At 68.6% G+C, this 17,077-nt stretch carries 15 protein-coding genes and 2 pseudogenes; 6 read left to right on the top strand and 11 right to left on the bottom strand.

The annotated features are described in order from the left end of the window. Positions 1-2,476 (top strand): annotated as a pseudogene (locus K6I33_RS01465) (beta keto-acyl synthase); the annotation flags it as partial. Between the two features lie 2 nt (positions 2,477-2,478). Here K6I33_RS01465 and K6I33_RS01460 read toward each other — a convergent pair. Further along, entirely contained in the window at positions 2,479-4,734 is a 2,256-nt protein-coding gene (locus K6I33_RS01460) for a germacradienol/geosmin synthase (RefSeq protein WP_229347743.1), read from the bottom strand. A 213-nt stretch (positions 4,735-4,947) separates the two neighbouring features. Here K6I33_RS01460 and K6I33_RS01455 point away from each other — a divergent pair, with 213 nt between their 5' ends. Then, the gene (locus K6I33_RS01455) at positions 4,948-5,646 is read left to right on the top strand and encodes a VC0807 family protein (RefSeq protein ID WP_229347741.1); all 699 of its coding nucleotides are present in this window, start codon (positions 4,948-4,950) and stop codon (positions 5,644-5,646) included. Between the two features lie 13 nt (positions 5,647-5,659). Here the strand turns inward: K6I33_RS01455 and K6I33_RS01450 are convergent. Continuing rightward, positions 5,660-6,679, bottom strand: a pseudogene (locus K6I33_RS01450) (PHP domain-containing protein); the annotation flags it as partial. Between the two features lie 72 nt (positions 6,680-6,751). Between K6I33_RS01450 and polX the strand changes: the two are divergent. Further along, entirely contained in the window at positions 6,752-8,476 is a 1,725-nt protein-coding gene (gene polX, locus K6I33_RS01445; protein ID WP_229347738.1) for a DNA polymerase/3'-5' exonuclease PolX, read from the top strand. A gap of 45 nt (positions 8,477-8,521) precedes the next feature. Here the strand turns inward: polX and K6I33_RS01440 are convergent, their stop codons facing one another. The 3 genes from K6I33_RS01440 to K6I33_RS01430 all read right to left on the bottom strand — a co-directional run bounded on the left by K6I33_RS01440 (position 8,522) and on the right by K6I33_RS01430 (position 11,181). Beyond that, the gene (locus tag K6I33_RS01440) at positions 8,522-9,178 is read right to left on the bottom strand and encodes a bifunctional 2-polyprenyl-6-hydroxyphenol methylase/3-demethylubiquinol 3-O-methyltransferase UbiG (protein WP_229347736.1); all 657 of its coding nucleotides are present in this window, start codon (positions 9,176-9,178) and stop codon (positions 8,522-8,524) included. 167 nt (positions 9,179-9,345) lie between these two features. Next, positions 9,346-9,780 carry a hypothetical protein gene (locus tag K6I33_RS01435; protein WP_229347735.1) on the bottom strand — a complete coding sequence of 145 codons (435 nt, stop codon included), beginning with the start codon at positions 9,778-9,780 and terminating at the stop codon, positions 9,346-9,348. 1,080 nt (positions 9,781-10,860) lie between these two features. After that, a complete protein-coding gene (locus tag K6I33_RS01430) occupies positions 10,861-11,181 on the bottom strand; it encodes a hypothetical protein (protein WP_229347733.1) in 321 nt (106 codons plus the stop codon). 177 nt (positions 11,182-11,358) lie between these two features. Between K6I33_RS01430 and K6I33_RS01425 the strand changes: the two genes are divergently transcribed. Genes K6I33_RS01425 through K6I33_RS01415 form a run of 3 tightly spaced genes read left to right on the top strand, consistent with a single transcriptional unit; the run spans position 11,359 to position 13,109 of the window. After that, positions 11,359-11,754, top strand: coding sequence for a hypothetical protein (locus K6I33_RS01425; protein ID WP_229347731.1), 396 nt, complete (start codon positions 11,359-11,361; stop codon positions 11,752-11,754). Continuing rightward, on the top strand, positions 11,738-12,262 hold the full coding sequence (locus K6I33_RS01420) for a DUF6879 family protein (protein WP_229347729.1): 525 nt from the start codon (positions 11,738-11,740) through the stop codon (positions 12,260-12,262). The genes K6I33_RS01425 and K6I33_RS01420 overlap by 17 nt, the downstream gene beginning before the upstream one ends. Positions 12,263-12,269: 7 nt before the next feature. After that, a complete protein-coding gene (locus tag K6I33_RS01415) occupies positions 12,270-13,109 on the top strand; it encodes a helix-turn-helix transcriptional regulator (RefSeq protein ID WP_229347727.1) in 840 nt (279 codons plus the stop codon). A 48-nt stretch (positions 13,110-13,157) separates the two neighbouring features. On the opposite strand, the gene K6I33_RS01410 is transcribed toward K6I33_RS01415, so the two are convergent. The 6 genes from K6I33_RS01410 to K6I33_RS01390 all read right to left on the bottom strand — a co-directional run bounded on the left by K6I33_RS01410 (position 13,158) and on the right by K6I33_RS01390 (position 17,023). After that, the gene (locus tag K6I33_RS01410) at positions 13,158-13,451 is read right to left on the bottom strand and encodes a hypothetical protein (protein ID WP_229347724.1); all 294 of its coding nucleotides are present in this window, start codon (positions 13,449-13,451) and stop codon (positions 13,158-13,160) included. Between the two features lie 486 nt (positions 13,452-13,937). Continuing rightward, the gene (locus K6I33_RS01405; protein ID WP_229347719.1) at positions 13,938-14,711 is read right to left on the bottom strand and encodes a LysM peptidoglycan-binding domain-containing protein; all 774 of its coding nucleotides are present in this window, start codon (positions 14,709-14,711) and stop codon (positions 13,938-13,940) included. Between the two features lie 47 nt (positions 14,712-14,758). After that, positions 14,759-15,394 (bottom strand): hypothetical protein, encoded by a 636-nt coding sequence (locus tag K6I33_RS01400; protein ID WP_229347705.1) that lies wholly within the window; start codon positions 15,392-15,394, stop codon positions 14,759-14,761. 39 nt (positions 15,395-15,433) lie between these two features. Continuing rightward, positions 15,434-15,559, bottom strand: a complete 126-nt coding sequence (locus K6I33_RS35905) for a hypothetical protein (RefSeq protein ID WP_275126604.1) — start codon at positions 15,557-15,559, stop codon at positions 15,434-15,436. 20 nt (positions 15,560-15,579) lie between these two features. Continuing rightward, positions 15,580-16,593: a hypothetical protein gene (locus K6I33_RS01395; protein WP_229347703.1), complete on the bottom strand. Its 1,014-nt coding sequence runs from the start codon at positions 16,591-16,593 to the stop codon at positions 15,580-15,582. A gap of 199 nt (positions 16,594-16,792) precedes the next feature. Further along, positions 16,793-17,023 (bottom strand): hypothetical protein, encoded by a 231-nt coding sequence (locus K6I33_RS01390; protein ID WP_229347700.1) that lies wholly within the window; start codon positions 17,021-17,023, stop codon positions 16,793-16,795. Positions 17,024-17,077 lie beyond the last annotated feature (54 nt).

The raw sequence follows: 17,077 nt of genomic DNA, 5'->3' as shown, positions 1-17,077 counted from the left end.
GCCTCCTGCCGTCCCGGCTCCCGCCGTCCCACCTCCTGCCGTCCCGCGTCAGGCGCCGCGGCCGGCCCTGCCCGGCCCGAAATTCGACCGCGCGCAGCTGGAGAGGCTGGCGGACGGGCCGGTGTCCGAGATCCTCGGGCCGCTGTTCGCCGCCCAGGACGTATACCGGCGCCAGACCCGGCTCCCCAAGCCGCCCCTGCTGCTCGTGGACCGCGTCACGGGCATCGACGCGGAACCGGGCTCCATGGGAACGGGCACCATCTGGACCGAGACCGACCTGAGGCCCGGCACCTGGTACCTCGACCACACCGGCCGGATCCCCGGCGGCCTCCTCGCCGAGGCGGGCCAGGCGGACCTGCTCCTCATCAGCTGGCTCGGCGTCGACCTCCTCAACCGGGGCGAGCGTGTCTACCGGCTCCTCGGCTGCGAGGCCACCTACCACGGCAGCGCGCCCCGCGTGGGGCAGACCCTGCGCTACGAGATCCATATCGACGGCCACGCCGAATACCAGGGCACCCGGCTGTTCTTCTTCCGCTACGACTGCACCGCCGACGACCGGCCCGTCGTCAGCATCAGCAACGCGCAGGCGGGATTCTTCACCGACGCCGAACTCGCCGCGGCCGAGGGCATCCGCTGGACCCCGGGTGCCGCCCTCTCCCGCGACCTGCCCCACGAGCCCGTCATCTCGCCCCCCACCGGGGCACGGTTCGGCGCCGACGCCGTACGGGCCTTCGCCGAAGGACGCCCGTACGACTGTTTCGGACCCGGCTGGACGGTCACCCGCGCCCATCTGCGGACGCCCCGCGTCGACAGCGGCCCTCTCCTGCTGCTCGACGAGGTGACCGCGTTCGAACCGGCCGGAGGCGCGCTCGGGCGCGGCTACCTCCGCGCCGAGACGCGGCTGCGCCCCGACGGCTGGTACTTCGACGGCCATTTCAAGAACGACCCCGTCCTGGCCGGCTCCCTGATGAGCCACGGCGTGCACCAGGCGATGGCCTTCCACATGGCCGCCCTCGGACTGACCATCGAGCGCGACGGGGCCCGTTTCGAAGCCGTCCCCGGCGTCACCGCCCTCTCCCGCTGCCGGGGCCAGGCCACTCCGGCCAGCGAGCACATGGTCTACGAGATCCACGTCGGCGGCCTGAGCGCCGGCCCGGAGCCGGTGCTGTACGCGGAGGCCATGGTCAGCGTCGACGGCGTCCACGCCTTCCACGCCCGGAACCTGGCCCTGCGCCTGGTGCGCGACGCTCCGCTGGACCACTGGCGGGTGCTGGGCCCGCACCGGGACCAGACCACCGGGACCTGCCTCGAACCCCGGCTGCTGGGCGGCCTGGTGGGCCACCGGGAGTCCCGGCCGGTCGCCGTCGAGGACGGCTTCGCCTTCGGCTATCCCGCGCTGCTCGCCTCCGCCTGGGGCCTGCCCAGCCAGTCCTTCGGGCCGAAGGCCGCCGCCCTGGACCGGGTGGAGACCGTGATCCGGCTGCCCGGCCCGCCCTACCACTTCATGAGCCGGATCGTGTCCCTCGACGCGGCCCCGTGCGACGCGCGGTCCGGCGGCGCGGTCGTCGCCGAGTACGACGTCCCGCCGGACGTCTGGTACTTCGAGCAGAACGGCACCGCCGTGATGCCCTGGGCGGTGCTGATGGAGGTCGCCCTCCAGCCCTGCGGCTGGCTCGCCGTCCGCACCGCCGACCCCGCCGTCGCCACCGGCCCCCGGCTCGTCTTCCGCAACCTCGACGGCACCGCCCGGCTGCACGGCCAGGTGCGGCCGGGGACGAGGGTCCTGCGCACCAGGACGGAGCTCACCGGCTCCGCCCGGCACGGGGACACCACGATCGTCTCCTTCGCCGTCGAGTGCACGGCCGACGGGCTGCCGCTGCTGTCCGCGACCTCGTCGTTCGGGTTCTTCCCGCAGGCCGCGCTCGACCGGCAGCCCGGCCTCCCCGCCGACGCGGACGAGCGGGCCCGGTGGGCCGCGCCCTGCGGCCGGGAAGCCGACCTCACCGCCGGACGCCCGTCCGGAGGCGCGCGGTTGCCCGGTCCCATGCTGCGGATGCTGGACCGGGTCACGGGGTACTGGCCGGAGGGCGGCCCGGCGGGCCCGGTCCGGCTGCGGGCCGAGAAGCGGGTCGACCCCGGTGCCTGGTACTTCAAGGCGCACTTCTTCATGGACCCGGTCCAGCCCGGTTCCCTGGGGGTGGAGGCCATGGCCCAGCTCCTCCAGTTCCACCTGCTGGAGTCCGCCCCCGCGCCGGCGGTCGCCCACGGCGTCCTCGAACCCCTGACGGGCCGGGAGTTCACCTGGCGCTACCGGGGCCAGGTCGTGCCCACCGACGGACTGGTCACCGTCGGCATCGACGTCGTCGAGGAGCACGAGGACGAGCGGGGGCGCCACGCGCTGGCCGACGGCTGGCTCTGGGTGGACGGCCGCCGCGTCTACCGGGTGCGGGGGCTGGGTGTGCGGCTGGGACGGTAGGGTCAGCCCCGCAGGAGGGCCGCGATCCGGGCGCCCGAGGTGCCGAGACCGCCCGGTGTCCCCAGGGGCGCCTCCACGGGCGGGGCGACGGACTTGGCGACGGACTTCGCGTGACGGCGGATCAGGTCGTCCTCGCCGTAGCGCCGGCACTCCCTATGCCAGGTGAGGATGGCCGCCAGCCAGTCCTTGAGCTCCTGGACGTAGCCGTCCAGGGCGACGCGGGCCTTCGCGTCGAGCCCGAACTCCTGGCACAGGGCCGGCAGCTGGGTGGCGACGATGTGGAGGAACTCCCGCATCCGGGACCTCATCAGGTCGGCGACGATGCCCAGGGCCTGGTCGCGCCCGCAGTCGAAGAAGTTCTGGACGACGAGGACGGAGTTGTGGACCTCGCCCTCGAACTCGATCTCCTTCTGGTAGGAGAAGACGTCGTTCATGAGCGTGGCGTAGTCCGAGGCGGCGTTCTCCAGCGCCTGGACGGGCCGTGACGCGAGGACCTCGGGCGGCAGCGCCTTGCCGTGGCGGAGCCGGGAGAGCGTCATGGTGAGCGGGGAGCCGAAGGTGTTCCGGCGCGTCTCGATGTAGTCGACCGGCTCGGGGATCTTGTTCATGCGCTGGTTGGTCAGCTCCCACTGCCAGCTGTCCAGCATCCCTTCGACGGCCCGCCGGAACGCCTCGCGGCCGGCGGGGGACATGGGCGTCACCGTGCGCACCCAGATGTCGGCCAGGCTCCGCTCCAGGCAGTTCAGCGGTGTCTCGGTGACGACGGCGTCCAGCGGCATGAACAGCTTGAGCCGGTCGGTGCAGTCCTTCGCCGCCGCCAGGCCGTCGGCGCGCCGCCCGAAGTGCGCGGGGTAGACGTCGTCCCCGTAGGTGCCCCAGATGAGCCAGTCCGTGGCGAGGTCCAGTTCGTCGGGGCTCGCCTCCGGGCTGATGCCGGCGGCGCACAGGCCCAGGTCGAAGTCGCGGAGGTTCTCCTCGTCCCAGTGGCCCGCGAGGGGGTCGGTGGGGCTGGGGACGCTGATGCCCATGCGGCGGGCCCAGTCGACGCCGTGCCGGCGGGTGGCGTCGAGGTGGGGGTTGTGGCGGGTCTGGAAGGGCATCCCGAAGTCGGGGCGCGGCAGCGGGCCCACCTTCTCGAACGGGACGTGCGTGAAGCCGCGCAGCCGCGCGGGCAGCGCCGCCAGGATCGAGGGCACCAGCAGGGCCGCCGAGGTGCCGATCCCGAGCGGCCCGCCCAGCAGGGCCTCGGGCACCCTGGGGGTGCCGGTGGTGCTCTTCATGTAGCGGCTGGAGCGCAGGTGCCACTCATGGCCGCCGGCCTGCCAGTCCTGGAGGCCCTTGACGTAGGCGAAGACGTCCGCGTACGCCCGTGCGTCCAGGCCGTGTTCGGCCAGGACGGGGCCGACCTCGGTGAGGGCGGTGTGCTCGAACTGCTGGAGGCGGGAGGTGAGGAGGTCGCCCACGGCGTCGGCGGCCCGCTGGGTGTCGCAGCCCAGGAAGTGCTCGAAGACGAGGACGGCGTTGGCGAGTTCGCCCTCGCTCTCGGTCTCGCGCTGGTAGGAGAAGAGGTCGTTGCGCAGGTGGACCCCGTCGGCGAAGGTGTCCTTCAGGACGCGCAGGGGCCGGGTCGCCGCCACCGCGTCGGGCACCTCGGCGCCCGCCGCGTACTCGACGAGATGGGCGGACCAGGGGGCGCCGCCGACCTTGCGGCGCATCTCGATGTACTCGACGGGGTTGGCGACGCGGCCCTCGTTGATGTTCGACAGCTCCCACATCGACTCCTCGAGCAGATGCCAGGTGCTCTCCCGGAAGCGCCGCCGCCACTCCGGGGACATGTCCGGGACCGTACGCGCCCACAGGTCGGCCAGGCCCGCCTCCACCTGATTGGCGGGCTCCGGGGTGGCGTCGTCCGGGCCGAGCGGCATAAAGGCGCGGAGGCGGTCGAGATAGGCGCGGGCACCCAGGGTGTCGCCCGTGCGCTTGAACCGGGCCAGGAAGTCGTCGTCGAAGAAGAACACCCACACGTACCAGTCGGTGACCAGGTCCAGCTTGGGGCCGGAGGCGTCGGGGTGGGTGTAGGAGCACAGCAGGGCGTAGTCGTGGGAGTCGAGATCCGCCTCGTCCCAGATTCCCGATCCCTCGAGCATGCCCATGCGCCGCGCCCATTCCTTCGAATGCCGCCGCGCGCCCTCGAGATGGGGATTGAGACGGGCCGGGTGCGGTGTGTAGAAGCGGGGCAGCTCGAAGGGGTTGGGCATAGCGTGCGCGGCCTTTCGGTGCGGGTACGGGTGCCGGTGCGTAAGGGTGGTCGGCGGCACGCTATGACGGGGAGTGGGCGAGGAGACCAGGGAAAGTAGGATTTCCGCCCAATATGGTGAATAAATGAGGGGTTGAGATTAACGATCTTGCTCTCGATGATGCCTTTCCCCTACAGTCCCCCCGTTTTAACTCATTTGATCTTGGGGGAATCGATGACCGTCGCGTCATCCGCGCCATCCCGGCGCTTCGGACCCGGCGCCATGCTGAGCTGGGCCGTGACCATCGCCTGCAATGTGGTGCTGCCGTTCGTCACCTACAACCAGCTCACCGAAGCGGGCTGGAGCGACTTCTCCGCCCTGGTGGCCTCCGGCGTCTGGCCGGTCGTGGACATGGTGGTCTATCTGATCTGGCACCGGCGCGTCGACGAGTTCGCCGTGCTGACCCTGATCTTCCTGGTGCTGACCCTCGCCGTCTCCGCCGTCGGCCCGCACTCGGCCCGACTGCTGCTGGTCAAGGACTCCCTGATCACCGGCCTCTTCGGCGTGGTCTGCCTGATCAGCCTGGCCGCCCCGCGCCCGCTGATGTTCTACCTGGGCCGGAAATTCGGCACCGACGGCTCCACGAGCGGCATCGCCCAGTGGAACGGCCTTTGGCGGCACGAGAGTTTCCGGCGGTCGATGACCCGGATCACCATGGTCTGGGGCCTCGGGTATGTCGTCGAGGCGATCGCCCGCGTCGGACTGTCCTACGCGCTGTCGACCGGCGCCATGGTCGCCGTGAATTCCGTCCTGGCCTATGGCGTTCCCGCCCTGCTGATCGCCTGGACGATCACCTATTCCAAGCGCGCCCGCGCCCAGGGCCGTGCCCAGGCCGCCGCCGCGGCAGTGGAACAACCCGCCGCAGCCTCCTGAAGCCACGTCCCCGTCATTCCGGGGACAGGAAACGGCGCAGCCGCTGCAACGGCCAGGTGTTGATGACGTCGTCCTTGGTCAGCCAGCCCCGCTGCGCCGTTCCCACGCCATAGCGCATATACGGAAGATGCGTGGTGGAGTGCGCGTCCGTGTTCACCGCGAACTTCACCCCGTGGCGCCTGGCCCGCAGAATGTCCTCGTCGCACAGATCGATCCGCTCCGGATGAGCGTTGATCTCCAGTGCGGTACCGGTTCGCGCGCACGCCTCGAACACGGCGTCGAAATCGGCGTCGATTCCGGGCCGTTTGCCCAGCAGCCGGGTGGTGGGATGCCCGATGACCGACACATACGGGTTCTCGCAGGCGCGCACCAGCCGCCGCGTCAGCTCCGCCCGGCTCTGCCGGAAGTGCGAGTGGACGGACGCGACGCACAGGTCGAAGCCCGCCAGGAACTCACCGGGCCAGTCCACCTCCCCGTCCGGCCCGATGTTCAGCTCGGCACCGTGCAGCAGCCGCATCCGCCGGTGCTTCCCGTCGAGCTCCCGCACCCGCTCGCGCTGCGCGAGGATCTTGGCGTCCGTCATCCGCTGCATGTACAGGTCCGGGGCGTGGTCGGTGACCGCGTAGTAGGAGTAGCCGCGCCGCGCGGCGGCGGTGACCATGTCCTCCAGCGAGGCCAGCCCGTCCGTGAGGTCGGTGTGGGTGTGGAGGTCGCCGCGGATGTCGCCGTCCTCGACGAGCTCGGGCAGCTCGCCGCGGAGCCCGGCCGCCACCTCGCCGCGGTCCTCGCGCAGGGTGGGCGGGATCCAGGGCAGGCCCAGCCGGGCGTAGACGTCCTCCTCCGTCGCCGAGGTGATCCGTCGCCCGCTCCTGGCGTGGAACAGCCCGTACTCGGACAGCTTGTAACCATGGCGGACCGCGAGTTCACGGACGCGGATGTTGTGCGCCTTGGTGGCGGAAACACTCAGACACCTAGGATAGCCGCAGGTCAGATGCTGTGCACCACCCGGCGGACCGGGCGGGGGCTCTGCCCGGCTCGCACCGGGGTCTGACACTTCCCCCCCGCCCGCCTCGCCCCGCGACCGCTCCGGTGGCACGCTGAAACCATGGCCCGGCCCAACGAAGAGGTCGCGGCGGTGCTCCAGGAGTACGCCGATCTCGTCGCCATCACGGGCGGCGACGCCTTCAAGGCACGCGCCTACGAGAAGGCCGCCCGCGCCATCGGCGGCCACCCCTCCGACGTCTCGAAGCTCGACATCGACGGCCTGCGCGAGATCCCCAATGTCGGCAAGTCGATCGCCGAGAAGGTCGTCGAGTACCTGGGCACCGGCCGGGTCGCCGCCTTCGAGGAGACCCGCACGTCCGTGCCGCCGGGCGTCCGCGAGCTGCTCACCATCCCGACCCTGGGCCCCCACAAGGCCCTCGTCCTCTACGAGGAGCTGGGCGTCTCCTCCGTCGACGGACTCCTCGACGCCATCCACCAGGAGCGGCTGCGCGACCTCAAGGGGTTCGGCGAGAAGACCGAGCAGAACATCCTGCACGGCATCGAGCTGATGAAGAAGGCCGGCGGCCGGATCCTGCTGTCCGCCGCTTCGGACGCCGCCGAGCGGATCGTCGCCGACCTCTCGCGGATCGATGGCTGCGAGAGCTGTGCCTTCGCCGGGTCGCTGCGCCGTATGCGGGAGACCATCGGGGATGTCGACGTCCTCGTGGCGGCCGACCGCGCCGAGCCGTTCATGGAGGCGATCAGCACCCTCCCGTATACCGCCGAGGTCATCGCCCGCGGCCTGAAGAAGACGTCGGTCCGCACCGTCGACGGACTCCAGATCGACCTGCGGGTGCTGCCGCCCGACGCGTGGGGCGCGGGGCTGCTGTACTTCACAGGCTCAAAGCCCCACAACATTCAGATACGAGAAATCGCCGTCAGGCAGGGCTGGAAGCTCTCGGAGTACGGCCTGTTCTACGGCAAGAGCGGCAAGAAGATCACTTCCGAGACCGAAGAGGCAATCTACGCCAAGCTTGGCCTCCCGTGGATACCGCCCGCCCTGCGCGAGGACCGTGGGGAGGTAGCGGCCGGCCTCCGGGACGAGCTGCCGACGTTGATCGAGGAGGCCGATATCCGGGGCGACCTGCACACCCACACAGATCTCACAGACGGACTGGCATCCCTGGAAGACATGATCGCGGCCGCTGCTGAGCGGGGTTACGCGTACTACGCGATCACGGATCACGCGCCCAACCTGTACATGCAGCGGATGACCGATGCGAAGATGCTCGCTCAGCGGGAACAGATACGGAAGCTGGACGGCAAGCACCGCAAAATACGGCTCTTGCACGGCACGGAGCTGAATATCGGTCCGGATGGTGATGTGGACTGGCCGGAAGAGTTCCTAGCGGGGTTCGATCTGTGCGTTGCCTCGGTGCATGACCACTTCAAGCAGAACCGCGCAGAGCAGACTCGCCGGCTCATCCGGGCCTGTGAGAACCCTGCCGTGAGCATCATCGGGCACCCCACTACCCGGTTGCTGGGCAAGCGCCCAGGGATAGACGCCGACTTCGACGAGGTGTTCGCCGCCTGCGCGCGGACGGGCACCGCGCTGGAGATCAACGCGCACCCGGAACGGCTGGACCTAGGTGACGAGGACATCCTTCGGGCCAGGCGCCACGGAGTGAAGTTCTCGATCAACACCGATGCCCACTCGGTGATGCACCTGCCTTACATGCGGTACGGGGTCGGGACGGCACAGCGCGGCTGGCTGACGAAGGACGACGTCATCAACACGTGGCCGTTGCAAAAGCTGCGGCGCTTCCTGCGACCGAGAACCCGCTGATTCGCGCTCCGCCGCTCCAGGAGAGGGCGGAGCGCATCGGCACGGTCAGACCATTCGGGCTGTGACGATCAGGGTCCCCAGGTTCTCAGGGGCGGGAGCCTCCAGAATCCGGGCCTCCACGTCGAGGAAGCCATGGTGCATGAGGATGCCCTTCCACATCTCCGCGGAGTACGCCCAGCGCTGCACCGGGAGGATCTTGCCGTTGAAGCCGTTGCCGTACATCCCTTGCGCGCCGTAGCAGCCGTCGACGGCCGGCGCTTGGGAGAAGACAAGGACGCCATGCGGGTTGAGTCGTTCACGGATGGCGGGCAGGAGCCGGCGGGGGTCGGTGAACCAGAAGGCTCCCCAGATCGAGTAGATCGCGTCGTACGTCTCGTCCGTGGTCCTGAGGTGGTCCACGGCCTCCCGGAGGAGGAAGCGGGCACCGGTGAGGTCCCCCCAGCGCTCCTCGGCGGTCCTGATCTGCACAGGCGACAGGTCCAGGCCCGTTGCGTCGATGCCCTTACGCGCCAGGTAGGCCACGGTGTCACCGCACCCGCAGCCCAGCTCCAGCGTCTTCTCCGGCTGGCAGAGCAGTTCCTCGGCGGGGCCGTGGTGGTCGTACTGCGTCCAGCCGAACCCCTTCTCGATGGAGACCTCCACCGGGCCGATCTTCTCGACGGCTCCGGCCGCGTAGCGGTCCCAGTAACTCTCAACGCTCATGCAGCAACGTTCCTTGGTGGCTTGTTGGTGAGCATCCGTACCGTCAGGCTCCGACGGTCACACGCTACTCCCGGGCCTTCCCGAGGGGTGGGGGTTCTGCGGCCTTCCCTCGAACGAGAACCGGCGACACCCTCAGGGTGCCGCCGGTCTTCACGCGGTCGTACTACTCAGTGGCAGCTCGTCCCCTGCGTGCAAGGCGAGCAGGTGGAGGCGTCGCGCTCCCACAGCGGCCAGTCCACCTCGAATCCGTGCCGCTCGACCACGGCCGCCGTCCTCATGACGGTGCCGTCGGCTTTGCGCTCGATCTCGGGGATGTGATGGAGGAACTGCCCCTTGTTGTACTTGTTGCAGAATTCGGCGTAGTTCGCCGTGTCGAGGATGAGCGTGTGGACTGCCGTGTCCACCAGCTCTCCGCAGCCGAGCTCCAGACCCTCGCCCAGGGTCTCCATGGCGGTGATCAGGTAGGCGACAGCCTGGCCGAGGAGACGGCCGGCCATCACGGTGTCCATGAGGTTGTCGCGGACCAGGAGCTTGATCTCGCGGTCCCAGACGTCCTCACCCAGCAGTTCCTTCGGATCGCGTACCGCTACTGCTGTACCCATGCGGGCACCTCCAGCTAGAACCGATCTTGCGGAACCCTCCCCGTCCGACGGATGCGGCGTTGTCGGAACCGACGACGAACGGGGAGGGGCCTTGCCCCGCTCCCGGCCTGCTCGACCTGTCCAGGGTGCGCCGACCGGGGCGGGAGTCACGGGGCCGGCGCAGGCGCGCCGACGAGATGGCGGTGGAGGGTGGATGTCCCGACAGCCGGCTGAGTGGCTGTCGACGAAGCAGGGCGGCCGCCGATGTCGAGGGCAGCTACACCGAGCGCGTGGTAGTCGGGGAACCGACGAGCACCGCAGCGGCAGATGATGAGGCTGTCCGTGGTCGTGCAACGCTCGGGCGGGTGTGGGCAGCGCACGGTGCCGTGCGGCGCCCTTTGGGGTACCGGAGGACTCGGCGGAAGGCCGCCGGGGACCTCGGCGGTAGTGCGGGGGGTGCGGGGATCGCCGAGTGGTGGTTCGTGGGGCTCTCGCAAGGGGGCCGCTGTCAAGGAGACGAATGGGGCCGACGCCCGCAACGTGTAAGCGCGACCGGCACGGAGCTCGGCCAACACGTGTTCGTGGTGGTCATGGTCGGCTACCCAAGCCCTTAACGACTGGGTGACGTCCGGCCACGCCGCGGGAAGGCCGACGCGGAGCGCCGCGAGCCGGTGAGGATCCCCCGGTGCGGGGTCGAGCTCCTGAGCGGCTCGATCAGCGTGCCACTGTAACCAGCGCAGCGTCAGGCGCGGCGTCGTCGTGGGTTCGGCTGCGAGCGTCATGGCCTCGGGCTCGTCGAACCTGGCGGCCTGCAACTCGCACCAGTACCGGTATTCGGCGTTGATCACGGTGTCCTCGGCTTCGGCCTGAGGCGTGTCGAGGAAACCTTCGCGGGGTCCGTCGTCCACTCCCGCCCGCCGTGCTCCTGCCGGAGGAAGGCCACGACATACTTCCGATGGCTATATGGATCTTCGAACTCTCCGGCGTCCATGAGGACCCCATCGCATCCCGATGCCGCGTCGTGGACAAGTGATCGGATGGGCGGCAACCCCAGGCTCTTGATGCTGTCCGGAGTAGCCGACTCCAGCGACACCCTTCTGTTCACCAGCAGCCACCCCGCAACCTGCTGTCTCTGTTAGCTTCCGCCACCCGTGCACTCATCCGCGCCTCGGCAGGTGCCGGTTGGATGTGCTGCGGCTCCGCTTCCCACTCTCGACCGCCGGCCGGCGGACGGAGCTGGTAGCGGGGGCCGACGTTGTCCATCACGATGCCGATGCGCTCGGCCCGGACGTCGAGCACCACGTCGTGCCGCTTGAACACCGGGTCCTGCATGTCGGCGCATCCCGTGCGCTCGACGGTGACCACTTCTCCGCCGTCAAGCGGAGTACTGCGCTGGCCGGGCGGCTTTCTCCCGAACGTCATGGGTTCCCCGTCCTCGATCTTGCCTGGTTGGGTACCTAGATGAACGTAGGGCCGGCTTTGCTCAACCCCCAAGGAGATTGCGCCAGTTTGCAGCAGGCGGGTTGACGGGGCACTATCCGCCCCGGACGATCGTGCCTCTGAGCAATCCGGCGCAAGGCAGCGGACGGGAGAGCGACGATGAAGCTACGGTTCCTCGGCAAGAACAGCACCCCTGGGGACAGCCCCACTCTGTACTCCACCGACCAGGACAGCTACGTCGTCCAGGGATGGAAGATCTACGGGAACGACCTGCTGATGCAGCTCGACGTGCCCGCCGGCCACACGGCCGTGGAGGTCCCGCCCGAGCTGTTCGAGCACCTGGTCAACGACGGCCTGCCATCGGGCAAGATCAAGCGTTTCGAGGCACCGATCATGCTGGTGACGGAGCAGGGGACATGCGTCCTTCAGGGACCTGCTATGACGGACGCAGAAGCCCTCGGCCAGATGCGCATGCCCGACTACGAGACCTGCATCGAGGTCCCCAAGTCCTCGATCACGGCCCTACTGGAGGAGAACAGTGGACCTGATCACTAGCGCTGAGCGCGACAAGCTCTTCGAGAGCTTCGAGCGCGACGCCTTCCACCTCGAACTGCGGGACGACTACGGCTCTCCTGTCGAGGACACCCCGTACACGCGCTGGCAGCGCGGGGAATCCGACGACTACGCATGGCTCGACCCGTGGATGACGCTCATGAAGCGGGTGACGGGCGAGGGCAGGACGGTGCGCCGGGTCCGGGTCATCAGCGAGCCGCACTCACAGTACGTCCGGTGGGAGCATTCTTTGACCCGGCTGAACATCGAGGCCGGCGAGGACATCCGGTGGCTACCCCGGCACCAGGTGCCCGACGGGATCACGTTCCCGGTGGCCGGCAACGACTGGTGGCTGTACGACGACCGCTTGTTGGCGGTCGGCCACTTCAGCGAGGACGGCCGCGTCCTCGGTTCCGAACTCATCGACGCCCCAGCCACGGTCTCTGAGTGCATCAAGATCCGCGATGCCCTCTGGTCCGTGGCCATCCCGCACGGCGAGTACCAGCCCTGATCCACCAGTGAGTAACAGAGCACAGGAAGCGCGGGAGGCCCTGGGTGCCCGGCTGCGAGGATTCCGTAAGGACGCGGGGTTCGCCAGCGGCCGGGCATTCGCCGCGGTAACCGGGTGGCAGGAGTCCAAGGTCTCCCGCATCGAGAACGGGCGGCAGAACGCCAGCGAAGACGACATCCGGCTCTGGTGCCAGAAGACCCATACCGAAGACCAGGTCGACGATCTCATCGCCACAGTTCGGCATATCGAGGAACTATGGCTTGAGTGGCGGCGTCAGCTACAGGGTGGCGCGGAACAACGACAGCGTAAGGCGCTCCCCGTATATGCGAAGACCAGGGTTTTTCGGATCTTCCATCCCACGGTGGTCTGGGGCACTCTCCAGACAGCCGAGTACGCCGCCGCCACTTTCCAACAGGTCATCAACTACTACGAGATCCCTGACGACACGGACGCTGCGGTGGCGAAGAGGATGGAACGCCAGCAATACCTCTATCAAGGCGACCGCATATTCAACGTTCTTCTCTCCGAGCAAGCGCTTTACACCAACATCGGTGGGAGAGACGTCATGCGGGGCCAGCTTGATCGCCTTCTTGCCGTCATGAGGCTACCCCGCCTCAGCCTGGGGTTCATCCCTCGTGACGCAGTGATGCACCTCTGGCCTGGTAACTCTTTCTCGATGTTCGACGACAAGCTTGTACTCATCGAGACCTACTCGGCAGAGTTCTCCGTAACCCAGCCCCGAGAAGTCGCCTTGTACGCAAAAGCCTTCGACCTCCTGAAGCAATCTGCGGTGTACGGCGAGCGTGCCAAGGCACTCATCACCAGAGCTCTTGGCCACTTGGACTAGCTCCCGAGGTAGTGCCGCAAGACGGGCCGACGGTGGACGAGCACAGCACTACCTCGGGACGGGGGGCAGCGCCGACGGGTCGCCGGTCACCCACTCCGACGTGAATGGTCTGTAGCGGTTGTCCTCGCCCTTGATCCAGATCATCAACGCCAGCGCCGCCTTGGTACCCAAGGCGCAGCAGATCAAGCGAAAGGCGGCAGGCGCACCGAAGGGAACGGTGGGCAGTTCAAAAATCCCCTTGATCATGCTGCCGTAGGTCTTGACTATCTTGCCTACCTCATCGAGGTTGCGCGCCTCGATGTACAACGCGACCGAGTCTTCCCCGTTCAGGGGCGCGGGCATGCGAGCCGGTCGCCAGTCGTCGCCAACTTGGTCAGCGACTTGCAGTTCCAGCCGGGCATTTGGGCCCGTTATTCGGGGGCTCACCTCTCCATGGTTGCTCGCTCTCGGCGATACGCAAATCCGGAGGCGACCCTTAGTCATATTCTGGTACCCCCAAGTCCCCATGTGGGGTTCGCGATACATTTATGGATCACGGCGACATGACACATATCATTTGATCGCGGCCGCCTGTTAACCTGTAACTTCGCAGGTGAGGGCGCCGTTGCTTAAAACTAACAGGCCCTTGGGTTCGCGTACCGTTACACATAAGCGTCACAAGATCACGTTTCATGCGTGAAAGTTGACGTGAGACCGCAGTTACCCGTCAACTTTGCGCGGCGTGTTGCTTAACTGTTTCACACGATGAACGCGACAAGGCCCCCGCCCAGTATGGACGGGGGCCTTCAACGTGTGTTTCCCATGCTGCCCTGGTTTCCGAGCAGGGTGTCAGTACCCGCCGGCCTGGTAAGCGATCTTCTCGAAGCTTCCGTACACGTCGTTGGCGTACCGGACGCCGGCGACGAGGTTCGCCACTGGGTCGAAGGGTTCGTTAGCGAGGTGCTTGAGCCGGTAGGTCTGGAAGGTCGGGTCGATGACCTGGATCAGCCCCTTGGACGGTGTGCCGGCGGCTGCGTTCGAGTCGGTCAGGTTGATCGCCTTGGGGTTACCGCCGGACTCGGTCATGACACGGGCTTTGATGGCGGCGGCCGAGGGGACGGGGTCGCCGTTCTTGCGCAGTTCCTCGCGTGCCTGCTCGATCCAGTCGTCCAGGGTGCCGCTGGCGGAAGTGCGAGCCCGGTCCTTCTTCGAGGCCGGCGGGGGCGTCGGTGCCTTCGCCTTCTCGGTCAGGGGCGGCGTCGACCTGGGGGCGGTGCTGTCCACGGTGAGGGATTGACCGGGGAAGATCAGGTCCGGGTCGGTGACCTTGTCGGCGTTGGCTCCGTAGAGGCGCTGCCAGTCCTCGCCGGAGCCGAGCTGCTGGGCGGCGATGTCCCAGAGGGTGTCGCCCTCGCGCACGGTGTGCGAGGTCTTCTTACTGATCTTGTTCTGGCCGGGGGCGTCGGCCGTATTCGACGGTGCCGGGGTGGTCGGCGTGGCCTTGTCGGGGTCGCCGGAGTATGTGGTGGCGGCAGCCTGGGGTACGGCGTGGGCGGTGCCAGCGAGTACACCGGGTATGGCGAGGCCGGTCACCAGGGCGACCGTCCGTTTGCGGTGGATCAACTGCTGTCCTTCATTGCGTACCGTCCGGCCGGGGCGGCCGGCGGTGTCTAGGCGGCCTCGGCGAGGTAGCGCGCGAGGTCGAGTACGGCGGCGTGCGTGAATGGTGTGTCGCCCTGGCGGAGGAGTTCACGGGCCCGCAGATAGGCCCGCTCGGCGTTGACGGTGGCCGGCTGGGGGAGCATGGCGTCCGCGAAGGTCCCCATGGCAGGTTCCGGCTGGTCCTGGTCGCGGCTCTCCTGCGCCGGGAGGGACGGTTCCGCTGTCTCCTCGACGGTGTCGTTGATGGGCGTTCCGGCCGTCTCGGAGTTGACCTGCGCGGGTTCAGCTCCGAAGGGGAGTACCGGCTGGAGCAGGGGGAGCGAGAGGGTGTCGGACGGGCTGACCACCGCCGGTTCGACGGCCGGCTCGCCGGGGCTGGTGTCGCGTTCGAGGGCCAGCCCTTCGCGGTTCAGCGCCTCGGTGATCGTGTCCTTGCGGTCCTGCTGCTGTTCTTCCGGCCGGGCTGCGCGCTCGGCGAGGTCGTCGAGCACCTGGGTCAGGAGCCGGGTTTCCCCCGCGTCCAGGTACACCATGCGCGGGGTCTGCTCCTGCTCGTGGACGGCGAAGGCGATGTCGCCGTCCGTGTCCAGGGAGACGGCCATGTAGTCGCCGGGGGTGGAGTTGCAGTTGAAGCGGTAGATCATTTCTCTGCTCTGTGGTTGTCGAAGCCGGTGGAGGCCGGTCTACTGCTCGACTTCGGAGGTCGAGTCGCACCAGACCCAGGAGTCGTCCCATGTGGTCCAGTCCTGGCCGTCCAGGACGGACGCGCCGGCCAGGGCGGCGTCCTCGGGGGTGGCGTAGTAGCTCACCTGGTGATCGCTTTCGTTGGTCAGATGTGGCCTACTTCCCGGGCCTTGCGCAGCTTGGTGCGGGCCCGCTTGAGGGTCACGTTCACGGTGTTGTGGGTCTTGCCGAGCGCGTGCGCGGTGGCATGGAGGTCGGGGGCGCCCTTGGCGGTGGCCTCGTTATAGACGTAGGCGGTGCCGTAGGCGACGGAGACGACTTCCCGTTCGGCCGGGGACAGCAATTCGGCGACGCGGCCGGCGATGACGTGGCCGACGGCTATGGAGCGCTCGCGCATCTCACGGTCGGCGGCGTGGTCCACCAGGGCCCCGACCTCGCGCCAGGTGGCTCCCCTGCCCTGGGCCGGCGATTGGCCGGCGTGGATGCGTTCGCGCCGCTTCGCGCCGACCTGCACTCCCTTACCGGTGGTGGCCACGCCCTTGCAGCGGACCGCGTCGCGCGAGAGGTCGAGCGGGTGACACATGTGGTCGGGGAGCTGGCCCTGGTCTTCGGCCCAGCGGTCGCCGCTGGTGTACGCGGAGGACGGTGCGGGCAGGGCTGCCACCCCGGCCGCGGTCGCGGAACTTCCTTCGATGGGTTCGGGGCCTTCGAAGGCGCTGCGGACCAGCGCGGCGAGCTGCGGTGACAGTCGGCGCTCGGGGTCTTCCAGCGTGGTGACGATGCGTACGGCTTCGTCGAAGTTGCCGCCGCTCTGCCGCAGGGCGGCGGCGAAGGTGGCCCGCGCGACGTCGCCGATCCCGGGGACCGTCCAGCGCAGGGCGGCGCGGTGGACGTCGTACTTCGCCCGCTGGAAGGCGTAGGTGGTGAAGGCGGCGGCGTTGTCGGCGTCGACGTCCCAGTCTTGGAGGGCGCGCCAGAAGGCCATCCGGGCTTCCTGCATGAGGTCGTCGCGCATCTGGGTGCCGCCGGCGGTGCGGGTTGCCCGGTCGGCGGCGATCTTCACGGCGGCGCCTTCGAGGGCGTCCAGGATGTTGTCGGCAGCGGCGGCGTCGCCGTTCTGGGCGGCGGTGATCTGCTCGGCCGTGATGGTGGTGCGCAAGGGTGTTGCTCCTTGTTCGGTTCTCCGCCGGGCTTGAGTTCGGGTTGGGTACAAACCCGGAGAAAGCGCCCAGCGGAGGGCCGAAAAAGGGCATGGCGAAGCCCCCGGACGGCGGGTAGGCCGGGCGGGGGCGTGACTGGTTACAAAGGGGCCCCTGTGCCGTGGTCAGCGCAGGGGCGTGCGAACGGCGCCCTGCGTGTTAGGCGCAGGACTCTTCGAGGGTGAGCAGCCGGGCGAAGACGCCGTCGGCGCGGCGGCGCTGGGCAGCGGCCATGTGGGCTGCGCGAGAGATCGCGCGGTGCGACCACACCTGGTGAAGGTGGAGGGTGTGGAACGCGAGGATCAGCCGGACGATCACACTCGCGCACAGGCCGGACAGCCAGTGCAGCGCGAGACAGCGAAGGCGCTCGATCAGCGCCCGGATGAACATCCCGGGGGCCGCCGACCGGCTGGCGAAACAACTCTGGCAGGATGGCGCGGGACG

The organism is Streptomyces sp. UNOB3_S3, from assembly GCF_020740895.1.
GTDB lineage: Bacteria > Actinomycetota > Actinomycetes > Streptomycetales > Streptomycetaceae > Streptomyces.
Note: the sequence above shows the minus strand (reverse complement) of the source record. Positions and strands in the feature narration are given on the sequence as shown.

Bases quoted from the DNA above. Each gene is read 5' to 3' on its own strand.
- K6I33_RS01440 (WP_229347736.1), bottom strand. From the start codon at position 9,178: ATGAGCGTTGAGAGTTACTGGGACCGCTACGCGGCCGGAGCCGTCGAG.
- K6I33_RS01400 (WP_229347705.1), bottom strand. From the start codon at position 15,394: ATGATCTACCGCTTCAACTGCAACTCCACCCCCGGCGACTACATGGCC.
- K6I33_RS01455 (WP_229347741.1), top strand. From the start codon at position 4,948: ATGACCGTCGCGTCATCCGCGCCATCCCGGCGCTTCGGACCCGGCGCC.
- K6I33_RS01435 (WP_229347735.1), bottom strand. From the start codon at position 9,780: ATGGGTACAGCAGTAGCGGTACGCGATCCGAAGGAACTGCTGGGTGAG.
- K6I33_RS01390 (WP_229347700.1), bottom strand. From the start codon at position 17,023: ATGTTCATCCGGGCGCTGATCGAGCGCCTTCGCTGTCTCGCGCTGCAC.
- polX (WP_229347738.1), top strand. From the start codon at position 6,752: ATGGCCCGGCCCAACGAAGAGGTCGCGGCGGTGCTCCAGGAGTACGCC.
- K6I33_RS01460 (WP_229347743.1), bottom strand. From the start codon at position 4,734: ATGCCCAACCCCTTCGAGCTGCCCCGCTTCTACACACCGCACCCGGCC.
- K6I33_RS01425 (WP_229347731.1), top strand. From the start codon at position 11,359: ATGAAGCTACGGTTCCTCGGCAAGAACAGCACCCCTGGGGACAGCCCC.
- K6I33_RS01430 (WP_229347733.1), bottom strand. From the start codon at position 11,181: ATGACGTTCGGGAGAAAGCCGCCCGGCCAGCGCAGTACTCCGCTTGAC.
- K6I33_RS01410 (WP_229347724.1), bottom strand. From the start codon at position 13,451: ATGCCCGCGCCCCTGAACGGGGAAGACTCGGTCGCGTTGTACATCGAG.